Source organism: Gottschalkia acidurici 9a (genome assembly GCF_000299355.1).
GTDB lineage: Bacteria > Bacillota > Clostridia > Tissierellales > Gottschalkiaceae > Gottschalkia > Gottschalkia acidurici.
This window is the reverse complement of record NC_018664.1, coordinates 600,485-614,467: the sequence shown is the minus strand read 5'-3', so window position 1 is coordinate 614,467 and position 13,983 is coordinate 600,485. Positions and strand designations below refer to the sequence as shown.

The 13,983-nt window shown below is 30.0% G+C and carries 14 protein-coding genes, 3 pseudogenes and 1 riboswitch; of the genes and pseudogenes, 2 read left to right on the top strand and 15 right to left on the bottom strand.

Annotation, left to right across the window (positions count from 1 at the left end; translation table 11 throughout):
* Positions 1 to 31: 31 nt before the first annotated feature.
* From CURI_RS02810 to CURI_RS14905, 8 genes are all read right to left on the bottom strand, one after another.
* Complete coding sequence (locus CURI_RS02810; protein WP_014966770.1) at positions 32 to 412, bottom strand: DUF6262 family protein; 381 nt, start codon at positions 410 to 412, stop codon at positions 32 to 34.
* Positions 413 to 1,768 (bottom strand): tyrosine-type recombinase/integrase, encoded by a 1,356-nt coding sequence (locus CURI_RS02805; protein WP_014966769.1) that lies wholly within the window; start codon positions 1,766 to 1,768, stop codon positions 413 to 415. It abuts the gene before it with no gap.
* 248 nt (positions 1,769 to 2,016) lie between these two features.
* Complete coding sequence (locus tag CURI_RS02800; RefSeq protein ID WP_014966768.1) at positions 2,017 to 2,472, bottom strand: CBS domain-containing protein; 456 nt, start codon at positions 2,470 to 2,472, stop codon at positions 2,017 to 2,019.
* Positions 2,473 to 2,598: 126 nt separating this feature from the next.
* Positions 2,599 to 3,168 carry a pyridoxamine 5'-phosphate oxidase family protein gene (locus CURI_RS02795; RefSeq protein WP_014966767.1) on the bottom strand — a complete coding sequence of 190 codons (570 nt, stop codon included), beginning with the start codon at positions 3,166 to 3,168 and terminating at the stop codon, positions 2,599 to 2,601.
* Positions 3,169 to 3,196: 28 nt separating this feature from the next.
* Entirely contained in the window at positions 3,197 to 4,465 is a 1,269-nt protein-coding gene (codA, locus tag CURI_RS02790; protein ID WP_014966766.1) for a cytosine deaminase, read from the bottom strand.
* A gap of 18 nt (positions 4,466 to 4,483) precedes the next feature.
* The gene (locus CURI_RS02785) at positions 4,484 to 5,440 is read right to left on the bottom strand and encodes a phosphoglycerate dehydrogenase (protein WP_014966765.1); all 957 of its coding nucleotides are present in this window, start codon (positions 5,438 to 5,440) and stop codon (positions 4,484 to 4,486) included.
* Positions 5,441 to 5,493: 53 nt separating this feature from the next.
* Positions 5,494 to 5,727 (bottom strand): 2'-5' RNA ligase family protein, encoded by a 234-nt coding sequence (locus CURI_RS14910; RefSeq protein WP_051003953.1) that lies wholly within the window; start codon positions 5,725 to 5,727, stop codon positions 5,494 to 5,496.
* A gap of 39 nt (positions 5,728 to 5,766) precedes the next feature.
* Positions 5,767 to 5,961 (bottom strand): 2'-5' RNA ligase family protein, encoded by a 195-nt coding sequence (locus CURI_RS14905; protein ID WP_051003951.1) that lies wholly within the window; start codon positions 5,959 to 5,961, stop codon positions 5,767 to 5,769.
* A gap of 231 nt (positions 5,962 to 6,192) precedes the next feature.
* Positions 6,193 to 6,289: riboswitch (TPP riboswitch) on the top strand.
* 134 nt (positions 6,290 to 6,423) lie between these two features.
* Between CURI_RS14905 and thiC the strand changes: the two genes are divergently transcribed.
* Together thiC and pyrE are read left to right on the top strand one after the other, a co-directional pair.
* A complete protein-coding gene (gene thiC / locus CURI_RS02775) occupies positions 6,424 to 7,731 on the top strand; it encodes a phosphomethylpyrimidine synthase ThiC (RefSeq protein WP_014966764.1) in 1,308 nt (435 codons plus the stop codon).
* A gap of 11 nt (positions 7,732 to 7,742) precedes the next feature.
* The gene (pyrE, locus tag CURI_RS02770; RefSeq protein WP_014966763.1) at positions 7,743 to 8,303 is read left to right on the top strand and encodes an orotate phosphoribosyltransferase; all 561 of its coding nucleotides are present in this window, start codon (positions 7,743 to 7,745) and stop codon (positions 8,301 to 8,303) included.
* A 10-nt stretch (positions 8,304 to 8,313) separates the two neighbouring features.
* Here the strand turns inward: pyrE and purE are convergent, their stop codons facing one another.
* The 7 genes and pseudogenes from purE to CURI_RS02745 all read right to left on the bottom strand — a co-directional run bounded on the left by purE (position 8,314) and on the right by CURI_RS02745 (position 13,921).
* Positions 8,314 to 8,754: a 5-(carboxyamino)imidazole ribonucleotide mutase gene (gene purE, locus CURI_RS02765; protein ID WP_051003947.1), complete on the bottom strand. Its 441-nt coding sequence runs from the start codon at positions 8,752 to 8,754 to the stop codon at positions 8,314 to 8,316.
* 89 nt (positions 8,755 to 8,843) lie between these two features.
* A pseudogene (locus CURI_RS16500) lies at positions 8,844 to 9,062 on the bottom strand (alanine:cation symporter family protein); the annotation flags it as partial.
* A 51-nt stretch (positions 9,063 to 9,113) separates the two neighbouring features.
* Positions 9,114 to 9,440, bottom strand: a pseudogene (tnpA, locus tag CURI_RS16495) (IS200/IS605 family transposase); the annotation flags it as partial.
* A gap of 184 nt (positions 9,441 to 9,624) precedes the next feature.
* Positions 9,625 to 10,383, bottom strand: coding sequence for a hypothetical protein (locus CURI_RS02755; RefSeq protein ID WP_014966760.1), 759 nt, complete (start codon positions 10,381 to 10,383; stop codon positions 9,625 to 9,627).
* On the bottom strand, positions 10,367 to 11,002 hold the full coding sequence (locus CURI_RS02750; RefSeq protein ID WP_051003942.1) for a sigma-70 family RNA polymerase sigma factor: 636 nt from the start codon (positions 11,000 to 11,002) through the stop codon (positions 10,367 to 10,369). The genes CURI_RS02755 and CURI_RS02750 overlap by 17 nt, the downstream gene beginning before the upstream one ends.
* 165 nt (positions 11,003 to 11,167) lie before the next feature.
* A pseudogene (locus CURI_RS16050) lies at positions 11,168 to 11,323 on the bottom strand (ISNCY-like element ISAcar1 family transposase); the annotation flags it as partial.
* A 201-nt stretch (positions 11,324 to 11,524) separates the two neighbouring features.
* The gene (locus CURI_RS02745) at positions 11,525 to 13,921 is read right to left on the bottom strand and encodes an ABC transporter ATP-binding protein/permease (RefSeq protein ID WP_014966758.1); all 2,397 of its coding nucleotides are present in this window, start codon (positions 13,919 to 13,921) and stop codon (positions 11,525 to 11,527) included.
* Positions 13,922 to 13,983 lie beyond the last annotated feature (62 nt).

The window sequence follows — 13,983 nt, the reverse complement described above, 5'->3', positions numbered from 1 at the left end:
TAAAACAATTATAGTTATATATTCCATTGTATCATATGTTCTTATAAATATCTGCATAGTTGATTTTAACTTGCTCTTTGAGTTCTTTATTTTCTTCTTCTAATTTTTTAATTTTTCTTTTTAAACTTGATATGATAGCGTCTTTATTGTTATCATCCATTTCTCTTTTAACTTGTAATGGAGTAGGTACTTGTGATTGTTGATGTCTAAGATTTTTAAATACGTTCTCTAATATCTTTATTGTCATATAAAGTTTTTTAGTAACACCACTTTCACTTGCAACACTATTAAAATTAATAGGCTTTTGGGTTTTTATAAGCCTTTGAATTGCTTTATCTACCTTTTCTTGAGTTATAGCCTTACGTTTACTATGCAACTCTTTTAAATGCTCTGAACGATTATAGTCACTCAATTAATTCACCTTCTTTTTCAACTTATCTAATCTACTATAAATCATATTCCCTTGTGATATTTTAGAGTAAATATCTTCATATCGTTTTAGTAATTCTTCATTTTCACTTATCGTTTCAGTTCTATTATACATTTTAGCATTTTCAATCATATTTTTAGTTGAGTTAATCAATATCTCATATTTAATAATATCGCCTTCAAACGCTCCAACACACAGGTCTTTACAAGGATTTCCATTATTACAGGTTAAGCAAGGTGGTTGTTTTGCATAACTACATTTACCATTTGCTCTTTGCATACAAGTACCATAAGGTGTATCAAGAGCATTTAATTTATGGTTTGTATATAGCATATCTATAATATCATAAGGTATCTCACCATCATTTTCTTCTTTTAACTTATCACTTTCATCAAAACTAAATATGCCCTGTTTTACTGCTTTATCGAAGACTTTTCTCTTTGTATCATCAAGCAATTTAGCATATCGCATAGTCATCTCTGGTGAAGCATGAGCGAGTAATTCTTTAACTGTCAGTATATCAACACCACCATTAAGCATTTTGACAGCATAGGTATGCCTTAAAGAGTGATTTTTAAAGTGATATCTGTTGCCAAGTTCATCTGTTATATTATTATCTATTGCAAATAAATTAAGTTTGCCTCTATTAACTAACTTAATTCTATGACCTTTATTGTGGTCAAAAACAATATCTTCGATAAATAGAGATAAGGCTTCGCCTATTCTAAGTCCTGTTTCATACAATAATTTAATTAAAAATTCATCTCTTATGTTAGTAGTAGCATCATATACCTTTTGCATCTCTTCTTTAGTCAGAACTTTAACTTTACGTCTTGGTTCTTTTATTTTCAATATATTCTTGCTTGAAGGTTTATCTTTATTTACATGATATAGAAAGTCTTTATAATGTTTATGACCTCCTGCAAATACTTGCTTCATAAGTTTATCATCCATATCATTATTTATTTCTTCTGTTCTATATAAATAGTCATAAAAGTTTGTTACAACTGTTATAGTTAAATTTACAGTCTTTTCAGTCCTTTTTGCTTTAGTTGGTTTTAATGTAACGACTTTATTATTTTCGTATGGGTTTCTAAGCCATCCTACAAAGTTAGATAGTATATTGATATTAACATTCTTATAATCTATATCTATCTCTTGTAGGTACTCAAAATATAGTTTAAAAGAGTAAGCATATGTCTTTTGAGTATTAAAACTCTTTTCACTATTATCAATATACTTTAAATACTTTGCTACTGGTATTATTGGAAATCCATTATCGTCAACTAACAAATATCTTCTTTGGTTGTTGTCTAACTTAACCTCTTGTACTTTCAATAATCTTTCTCCTTTACAATATTATATATCTATTATGCAAACATATGTTCCTTGATACCATAAGTAAATTATACCAACTATACTATCTTTTTTACCTATATTTATTAAATATAATATAATAAAAAAAGATACAGAAAGTAGTGTATATTACACCATCTATTCTGTATCTATAATACTATATTTAAAACTTTCTCTATCCTTTTAGCTTTAAGTATATGTTGTTCTTAAATACTAAAATATTAAATAAATTATGATTGTTGTCCTAAGATTTTTATTAAATCTGCTCTACTCACTATTCCTACTAGTTTATCATCTCTTGTTATTGGAATACGATTAATCTTTTTATCTATCATAATAGACGCAATTTTATTTATATCTGTATCCTCTGATTCAGATATAACTTCAGTTGTCATAATCTCAGAAGCTTTCATAGCAGAAAGTTTCTTTATGTCTTCTTCATATTTTTTATAATCTCCTAAATAAGTAAAGCTTCCAAATGCAGATATAGGATAGATAGTTGGTATTCTTGGGTTAGCTTCTTTGTGTAGAAGATCTCCTTCGCTCACTATACCTACTATCTTATCATCGTCAACTACAGGAACTCCTGAAATATTATTATCTGATAATATCTTTGCTATTTCTTCTATCTTAGTATCTGGTCCTACAGTTATAACTGACGTTTGCATAATATCTTTTGCTTTCATAAAGAAATCATCTCCCCATAAGTATATATTATATGTTTACCCTAAAAGAAAGAATTTAAAGATATAATTACAATATTTTCACACAACGATTTTTATTTTCTACTCCAATCATTATTTCATTTAAGGTTATATATTATCCATGCGACCCCACTTCATTTCAATTCCTTCTTTATTATACTTTTTTCGTTTTCCAGTTATCTCTTTTATATCTATTCTTAGAACACAAGTCCTATTCAAACTAGCCTCTATAGCGTCTTCAAAATATGGCATATTTTCAGGTACATATTTTTCTGAAATTAGCTTCAAACCCAATATTTTTTCATTCTTATCTTCTACTATTTCTACAGTACCAAATATAACAGCAGATTCAAACTCAGTTGTGAATTTTTTACTAACTATCTTTCCAATTCCTCCGCCTTCACTTACAGCTTTTTCATACTCTTCTTTAGTTATTGGTGTTGGAACTTTTACATCTCCTACAAATGACATACTTATATTTGGATTTCTTTTTATATTTTCTATTTTTCTTCCTTGATAGGCGGAGTGAATATAGATTTTATCACCATATCTCGCAGTTGATATAGGAACACAGTAAGGAGTACCATATTCATTTAAAGTTGCAAGGGTTCCAAACTCAGATTTATCTATAATAGAGTATGCAAAATCTTTATCCATTTCACGATCTTTTCTTCTCATTTTACTTCTCCTCCTATATATTTATTTTTTAAATTTTAAAATCTATATCAAATGTATCTTGATCTAACTTTAATAATCTTTTTGCGGGCTTTGTTTCAGAAATTACTTTTCCTTTTCGAATTACGTACAAGCATTCGCTAGTAAGTCTTATAGATTCTTTTTCATCTCTAGCATCTAGTATTAAACAATCAGCTTGATTACCAACCTTTATATCATATTCTTCTTCATTAATAGTCTTAGCTCCATTCACGGTAATCATATCGAATAGTTTTAATATTTGCTCATTTCCACTTAAATGTGCAGTATGCAATAATAAATGAGCTGCTTGTAACATATTTCCCTTTCCTAAAGGTCCAAATGGATCCATAATATTATCATTTCCTATACTTACATTTACTCCTCTATCTATTAGTTCATCTACTCTCGTATGACCTCTTCTTCTTGGATATCCATCTAATCTATTCTGTAAGACTGTATTCGAAAAAGGATTTGTGACTATGTTTACATCTGCTCTTTTTAATATTCCTATTATTTTTGAAGCATAGTCATTATTATAGTTATGCATTGCAGTTGCATGACTTGCAGTAACTAGTCCTTCCATTCCACTACTAATTGTATGCTTAGCTATCACTTCTATAAATCTAGATTGATCATCACTAGTTTCATCTGTATGAATGTCTATGAGTTTGTTATATTTATTAGCTAGGTTAAAAATGTATTCAATAGATTTAATTCCATCTTCTCTTGTTAACTCAACTTGTGGAATTCCACCAACAACATCTGCACCCATCTTTAAGGCTTTCTCTATTTGCTTGTCCATATCTTTTATAGAGAAAATCCCATCCTGTGGAAAAGCTACTATTTGAATATCTACATACTCTTTCATCTCTTCTTTAACTTCTAAAATAGCCTCTAAAGTCATTAAGCTTGGTTCAGTTACGTCTGAGTGTGTTCTGATTCTAAGAACTCCATTTGCAATCTGCCACTTTATAGTTTCTATTGCATTTTTCTTAATATCTTCTTTAGTTAAAGTTCTTTTCCTTTCTCCCCAAATTTCTATACCTTCCAGAAGAGTACCACTTTCGTTATACCTTGGAACTCCTGCACTAAGTGCAGAATCTAAATGTATGTGAGATTCTACAAATGGGGATGTTAGTAAGTAGCCATTCGCATTTATTTCTTTTGAAGCTTTAGCGTGGATTTTCTCATTTATTTCTATAAATTTTCCATCTTTAATTCCTATATCTACTAAATTCTCCTGCCTTCTTATCTTCGCATTTCTAATAATTAGATCCATATAACTTCCTCTCCTTAATTAGTATCCTTTCTCTATTTTAACTACATTTAATAGTTCTTCATCATTCACATATCTCTTAAGATTTTCATAAAAAAGATTCCATCTTCGTTCCCCAATCATTTCGCTAATCCATGAATTATGAGAAGTTATTACTACTCTATCAATATCCCATAACCTACTCTTTTTAGATAGTGGCTCTTTTTCAAACACGTCTAGTGCAACACCTTTTAAGTTTCCACCATCTAAGTGTGAAACTAAATCATCTTCACTAATAATTGCACCCCTTGATACATTTATAAGATAAGCGTCTTTTTTCATCTTACATAATCTTTCTTTATTAAAAAGATGTTTAGTTTTATCAGTATTAGGTAAGCATATGACTACTATGTCACTTTCTTTTAAAACATCGTCTATATCATCAATTGAAAAGCATTTATCAAATCCATTTATATCTCTTCCATCTGTGTTGACTCCTAATATATCTACTCCGAAACCACTTAGTCTCTTAACAGACTCTTTTGCTATGTCTCCAGTCCCTATAAAAGCTATCTTTTTTCTATATACTTCTTTCACCGAAAAGTCCATATACCATCTTTTATTCATCTGATTTTGATAAGCACTTTTTCTATTCTTTATAAGCTCTAAAATATTAAGCACTACCCATTCACCCATAGGTATGCTATACCCGCCTTTATTATTAGTAACAGTTATATTTCTTTTTAATACTTCTTCTTTAGGAACTTGCTCAAACCCCATGCTAGTTAATTGAATCCATTTGAGAGAAGGAAAATCATTAATATCAGCCTTTTTAAACACGCTATGACACATCAATGCATCTATATCTTTCATATAGCTCTTATATTCAAATGTGGATTCATCCTCGTAATATACCTTATATCCTAAATCTTCTAAGATAGACTTTCTTTCTTCCATCTTTCCATCTTCGAATCCATATGTAAGTAATACTTTTTTCATATTTAAAGTCTCCTTTTTTTTGATTCTAACAATACTTTATCATTAAGGATGTTTTAAGTAAATCTCTTTACATAAATAGGTATATATTTTAGTTCATCATTTATTCTAGTACTCTCCATCCAAAAAATTTTATCTACTATTATATCTACGCTATCTATGTTGCTCTTTTCCTTTAACTTATGAAATTCTTCATTTAATACTACCTGTCTTCCAAGAGTAATGTGAGATGTAAAGCTCCTTTTTTCTTTTTTAATTCCTATTTTCTCAAGTAATGACTCTAAGCTCAAATGTATTTTTTCTAGATCGTTATTTAATTTTAGCCCAACCTAAACTACAGATTTGTTTCCTCTTAAAAATTGACCTATTTTATCTAACTTTAATTGAAAGCTTCTTTGGTTTAAAGATGCTCTATCAATGCATCCTTCTATTTTTTCTATATCAGATATTTTTACTTCTCTAATAAATTTAAGAGTTAAGTGAAAGTTTTCTTTACTAGTAAAGCTACCTCTTTTAGATTCCATGTAGAAAATCTTTTATGCTTTCTGTAAATTCTATTGCAATGAAAACTCTTTTAATATCATTAATAAGTAATTTGGACAATTATAATCACCTCTTTTATCTTTAATATTATCCACATTTGATGCTCCTATTCAGCTTATATTAAAACATAAAGTACTCGTCAAAGATTTAGTAATTACCTAGTATAGATAGTTAAGCTATGATATAATTAGTTTGATAATATAAAAAATAGAAAATATAGCTAGGGGAGCTTTTGCTGAGAAGGTTAAGTCCTGACCCTTTGAACCTGATGTGGTTAGTACCATCGTAGGGAAGCTTTTCATTTTATAAACGATAAAAGTATTTATATAGAAAATATAAGATTTATTACAATTTCTATACAATTAAACTCGTCTATAACAAATCAAAAGGCTTACCACTACGGTAAGCCTTTTTTTATTTTAATAATATAGGGGGAAGATAAAATGAGTTATACAACACAAATGGATGCTGCTAAAAAAGGAATATTAACTAAAGAAATGAAAATAGTAGCTGAAAAGGAGCAAATGGATTTAGAAACACTAAGAGAATTAATTGCAGAGGGTAAGGTAGTAATACCTGCCAACAAAAATCATAAAAGTTTAGATCCAGAAGGAATAGGGCAAGGACTTAAAACTAAAGTTAATGTAAACTTAGGTATATCTAAAGATTGTCAAAATATTGACTTGGAGATGAAGAAGGTAAAAAAATCTATAGAGCTAAAAGCAGAAGCAATAATGGATTTAAGCTCATTTGGAAAGACAGAAGAGTTTAGACAAAGACTTATAGACTATTCAAAAGCCATGATAGGTACAGTTCCTATTTATGATGCTGTAGGGTTTTATGATAAAGAACTACAGGACATAAGTGAGAAGGAATTCTTAAATGTGGTAGAAAAACACGCTAAAGATGGTGTAGATTTTATGACTATTCATGCTGGAATAAATAAAGCTACAGCTGAAAGATTTAAAAAGAACAAAAGAATTACACATATAGTATCAAGAGGTGGAAGCCTATTGTTTGCTTGGATGGAACTTAACAAGAAAGAAAATCCTTTTTATGAATATTTTGATAAAGTATTAGACATATGTGAGAAGTACGATGTAACACTAAGTTTAGGCGATGCTTGTAGACCTGGTAGTATAGCAGACTCTACAGATGCATCTCAGGTAGAAGAGCTTATAGTATTAGGAGAGCTCACAAAAAGAGCTTGGGAAAAAAATGTACAAGTTATGATAGAAGGACCAGGACATATGGCTATAAATGAAATAGCAGGAAATATGATGTTGGAAAAAAGATTGTGTCATGGAGCACCGTTCTATGTACTTGGGCCCCTAGTTACAGATATAACTCCAGGGTACGATCATATAACTAGTGCTATAGGTGGAGCAATTGCAGCATCTAACGGTGCAGATTTTTTATGCTATGTAACTCCAGCCGAACATTTAAGACTGCCTAATTTAGATGATATGAAAGAAGGTATTATAGCTAGTAAAATAGCAGCTCATGCAGCAGATATTGCAAATGGAATAAAAGGTGCTAGAGATTGGGACAATGAAATGAGTAAAGCTAGAGCAGATCTAGATTGGGAAAAGATGTTTGAGCTTTCTATAGATCCTGAAAAAGCTAGAAGATATAGAGCGGAGTCAACACCAGAGCATGAAGATAGCTGTACTATGTGTGGAAAGATGTGTTCAATGAGAAATATGAAAAAGATATTAAATGGCGAAGATATTAATATTTTAAGAGATTAGTCTAAAGTTTTATGAAGAGTGATATATTAAAAGTTCTACAAAAATTCGGAGCATTCCAAAGAGGACACTTTGTACTACCATCAGGAAAACATAGTGATATATATATACAATGTGCAAGATTGCTACAGTACCCTGATAAATCTATGGAGTTTATAGAAATAGTTGCAAAGAAAATTAAAAATTCTAATTTAAATTTCGATATTATTCTTGGCCCTGCAATAGGTGGTATTTTAATATCATACGAGTTAGCAAGGCAACTAAATAAACCTATGATATATATAGAAAAAGTATCTGGAAAAATGACTTTAGGAAAAGATTTTGAAATTAAGAATAGTCAAAAAATTCTTATAGCAGAAGATGTCATAACTAGTGGAAAAACAGTTTCCGAAACTATAAATCTAGTAGAAGAGTTGGGTGGAGAAGTTGTTGGGATCGCTTGTATGGTAAATAAAGAAAATATAACATTAGATAAGAAAATTTATAGCTGTATAAATCTAGATCTCAAAAGCTATGAAGAATACGAATGTCCTTTTTGTAAAAAAAACTTACCTATACAACCATGTAAAATATAGAACCGTGGAGTCAACTCTCCACGGTTCTATACTTTATTAGACTTTCTTTTATACTTTTATACTTTAGTGATAGTATTTGAGCAGCCAGTATTCCAGCATTATAACTATTGTTTATTCCTACTGTAGCAACAGGTATTGGTTTTGGCATTTGAACTATAGATAGTAGTGAATCAAATCCATTTAGCTCTACATTTATTGGCACTCCTATTACTGGTAGTATTGTATTTGAAGCTATAAATCCAGGTAAGTGAGCAGATAGTCCTGCTCCCGATATTATACATTCACAGCCTAACTTTTCAACTCTTTCTATAGTTTCTAATAGTAGTTTTGGATTTCTATGGGCTGAAATAACAAACACTTCATACTCTATACTAAACTTATCTAGTGCTTCACTTGCACCATTCATTACTTCTTCGTCTGACTTACTTCCGTATATTATTGCGACTTTCACTTCATCACCCCTAAATTCCATTCTGTATCTAGTGTTAATTAATAACCAAAATATTTTTTAATCTTAATATTTTAATGGAACTTTTTCAACTAAGAAACTTTTTTAACAATACCTTTATCTTTAGTTACATATATCTTATCATAATCATAAAGTATTTTTCGAACTTCTCCAGATAATATAAACAATGCTATAATGTTTGGTATGGCCATTATACCCATGAACATATCTGCTAACTTCCATACAAATGTAGCATCTATTAAAGTACCTATTACTAATGCTACTATAACTAAAAATTTAAATGTTTTTAATGTTTTAGCCTTAGAATTAAATACTAACTTAACATTGGATTCAGCAAAGAAGTAATATCCTCTGAACCAGAAATGTCTGTTTCCATATCTATATTTCAAGTCTGCAAATTTTTCAAATATCATAAGACTACTTTTTCCTTTTAAATATCATACAAAGCCTGACACACTCATCTTTGATGGAATAGATACTAACATATGTATATGATCTACACATGCATTAGCCTCAATTATTCGAACTCCTTTCCATTCACATAACTGTGTTAATATTTTTCCTATCTCTGTTTTCTTTTTACCATATATCACTTTTCTTCTAAACTTAGGTGCAAAAACTATATAGTACTTACAATTCCATTTTGTATGTACTAATTCTATTACTATCCACTTAGGATAACCTCCTTTTGATATTTGAATTGGTCGGTGAAACCTATTCTATTCTAATCAAATGGAGGTTTTTTGTGCAACGCTTAAGCTCTTCAGAACTCACCAGCATAGCTGGTGGTTTTCTTTATACAATAAAATAAAAACCACTTAACTTTTGTTAAGTGGTTAAAGTAGTATATAATTATTTATTCAAAACTCCAATTGATAATTGTCCATCTTCTGAGTAATCAACTTTGAAGTAGATATCACTATCTTCTTTTGAAAACTCAAGATATTTTTTATTTGTGTCAATCTTAATCCCTTGTTTTTCCGCTTCTTGTAGTTTTTCATTTGGAAGGTTACCATAAAAATCTTTAAACTCATAAGAATATGAATCAATATCTGAATACAAGCTTCCAATCATTGCTTTTGCTTGAAGAACAATATCTTCTTTACTCATTTCTTTATAGTTCTCATTCCAGTTATATCTGCCAACATGATGAAATTCACCTGTTGCATTATCAATATCAAATACAAATTTAAGACCATCTTTTTCTAATTGAATTGAACTCCAATTCATTATTTCATAATCTACTCTTCCTTCACCTGCATTAATACCTGTAATATCAAATTCTTTTAATTCAGGGAACGCTGTATAAATTTTGTTTAAAGCTGTTTGTTGAACAGAAGTAAGGTTAGAACTGTCTGGAATATATTCCGATAATTTCATATCAACATTTTCCTCTTGAATAATTACTGTTTTAAACGCTTCAATAATACGTGGCGCTGCAAGTGCCCCTAAAGGAAGTATTACTGCTATTGCTAAAGCTGCGGTACTTAATATAATTTTCTTTTTCATAAATCTTTGCTCTCCTTTTCTAATAACATTATTTATATACAAGTTTCGTGTTTTAAAATATGCTTGTTCAGGACACTCTATGCTGTCAGCATAGTTTGACAATTGTTCTTTTAATTTTTTTCAATATCCATTCTTTATCTTCGCGACCTCCATCCACATTATTTATTAAATCTATCCGCCTTTTTAACTGCTTCAAAGCCGAGTGATGTCTTGATTTTACCGTTCCCAAAGGTACTTCTAATATATCTGCAATCTCTTGCAGTGAATAATCATAACAGTATCTTAAAACTATTACTGCTTTTAGTTTATCTGATAAACTATTAATCAACTCCATTATTTTACTTTCTAATTCAGAGTGAACAATGTTTGGCTCATAACTCATATCCTCTCTACTTAGCATTGAACGTTGTTTTTCAAAGATCCGAAAAACACGCCAATTTTTTCTTCTAAAATTACTAATTTGACGAATAGTTATTCCATGAAGCCATGCTCGAAAAGGTTTATCTAAGTTATAATTATTAATTGAACTCCACAATTGAACATAAACTTCATTCATAATATCCTCTCTATCCATGTGATTATAAACAATCATTGAAATCAATCTATAAACATCACTACTAGTTTCATTATAAATAAAGTCAAAAGATTCGATTGAGCCATCTCTCATCTCTTTTATATGCTTATAAAGCTCGTAGTCTTTTTCTTTTGACTGGTCTGACAATATTTTTTCCTCCTTTCTAAGCATTTAAATTGAAAATTTGTTTTGCAAGCTGCTTACATAATGTATTGGTCTGATTTATATAAAAGGTTCACTTTTTATTTATTTTATAGGTTGTTAAATAATTTAACTTTTCTGAGTATAAGTTTTACTAATATAAATTGATTCTTATTTATTCAAAGAAAACTTATTACACTTAACCCCTTGATTTTTATCTAATAATTTTTCAATTAAATATAATAGTATAGTCCACATTACATGAGACTTATATTTGTTAAAACCATATAATCTTGGATTTTCTAATCCATAACTTATTCTTAAAATATTATATCCTGTTAAATAGCTAAATTTAGAAATAACGAAACGAGTAAATAACAATATTATATACTATAATTTTTTAAAGCTTTTATATTAAAGTTATGTAAAACTGTACTTTTACTGATGATAAAAATAGTTATTCAACAATCTAATTATATATAATAAAACCGCCTTTCCAAAAGTGGATTGGCGGTTTTGTTTATTAGTTTATTCAGAACGTAATGATTCAACAGGGTCTTTATTTGAAGCCATCTTTGCTGGAATAGCTCCACCAAGCATTGTCAGTAAAACACTGATAACAACTAGAAGAATAGCATGAAGCGGATTAAGTTGTGCTACATTAACTAAGTCTGTAACGTCTTCTAGTATTATATTAACTGGAATTGTCAGTAAATATGCAATTCCTATTCCTAGTAACCCGGAAAAAGTACCTATAATAAATGTCTCGGCATTAAATACACGAGTAATATCTTTCTTTCTACCACCGAGTGCTCTTAAAATACCTATTTCTTTCGTACGCTCGAGAACAGAAATGTAGGTAATAATACCAATCATGATTAATGATACTATAAGAGAAACTGCTGCGAAAGCAATTAACACTAATGTTATAGCATCCATAATCCCACCTGAAAGAGAAGAAAAAGTATGAGCCATGTCAGTATATAATACTTGCTCTTCAATAGGCTTGCCTTCATTCCAGTCATTAAGATACTTAATAACATCACCTTTTGCAGTAAAGTTTGTAGGATATAATGAAATCATATATGGAGTACCTTTTGCTCCAAGTACAGACAACATATCATCTTTTGTCATTGGTTTATTACTGCCACCAGCACTTTGCATCATTGTTACAGGGCTTCCTGATGGAATATTCGTATTTGCGCCTTTTAAATCTTCAGCAAAACTTTCTCCAGTTAAAACATTATAGTCAGCATTCATTTGACTTTTAACAATATCAGATTTTTTTGCATCTTCTATAAAAAACTTAGAAAGTTCATCAGAATAACTTATACCGGCTGGTAAAGCTTCTAACTTATTATCTTTGTTTGCACGAATTATACCTGAAATTTTTAGCGTAATAGCATTTTCACTATTATACAGTTCCTTCAATGCATCCGGAGAAGCATTCATTATAAAATGTGATCCGTTTTTAATATAAAAATCATCATTTAAAACTACTTTAAGTTCATGTCCTATAAGATCATCAAAACTAATACTTTCTGCATTAGAGTCTATACCCAATTCCTTTAAAACAGAAATATCTAACTTATTGTAGCCATCAACTATGAGCACTAAATCTTTCATATCCTTTGGATATTTTCCAGCAAGTAAATCATAATTCATTTCAAGATAACTTTTTTTGTTTTTATCAAGGTTTGTTGGATAAGCTGTAAAGTTAATTGAAGAAGATTTTACAACAGACACATCATCTCCACTTATATCCTTATTAAGCATATTCATATTTACAAGTCTTGTATAAGAAACTCCTGACAAAAGTGATGAATCTATGTTCTCTATATAATTCATATAATCATCTGTAATTACATTAGTGTGAATCATATTGTTGTCATTAGGATCGTATGGATAAATCACTTTATCAGTTGGATACTTGCCTTCTTTTTCAGTTTTTCCAAGTGCTTCTTTGTTTTGCTCTCTCATCTGTTCCATATCAATATTAGCAGTTGTCTGATTAATCATAATAGGAAAACCAGATAAAGTGGTAGATTCAAAGCTATCAATTTGCTTATTGAATCCATTTGATAAGGCTAGGACTAAAGCAATTCCAATTATTCCTATACTAGAAGCAAATGCAGTTAAAAACGTACGTCCTTTCTTAGTACGAATATTATTGAACGAAAGACTTAATGCCGTTAGAAAGTTCATGCTTGTTTTTTTCAGATTAAACCCTTCAGATTTCGTATCTTCCTTATATCGATTCGTATCAGATATAATATGACCATCTTTAAAACGAATAGTACGATCTGCATACTGTTCTGCTAGCTCAGGATTATGAGTAACCATAATAACTAGACGATCTTTTGCCACATTTTTAATAAGTTCCATGATCTGAACACTAGTCGCGGTATCCAGAGCTCCCGTTGGCTCGTCACATAGTAGAATTTCCGGATCGTTTGCTAGTGCACGAGCAATAGCAACACGTTGCATTTGTCCACCAGAAAGTTGATTTGGCTTTTTATGAAGATGATCCTTCAATCCAACTTGTTCTAATACTTCAATAGCACGTTCATTTTTTCTTTCTTTGGAAACTCCGCTTAGTGTCATACCTAACTCAACATTAGCAACGATACTTAAATGCGGAATTAGATTATAGCTTTGAAATACAAATCCTATAGAATTATTTCTATATGCGTCCCAGTCACTATCTTTAAAATCTTTAGTTTTCTTTCCCTTAATAATAAGGTCTCCCGAGTCATATCTATCTAGCCCTCCGATAATATTTAAGCATGTAGTTTTACCAGAACCACTTGTACCAAGTATGGCTACAAATTCTTTTTCACGGAATGCTACACTTATGTCATCGAGTGCCTTTGTTTCTATATCTCCTATTTTATAAGTTTTTCTAATATGTTTAAGCTCTAACATATCATCTATCCTTTCTAGCTTGTATTATCCAAAATGCATTGATTCCTTCAAATGATAACTAC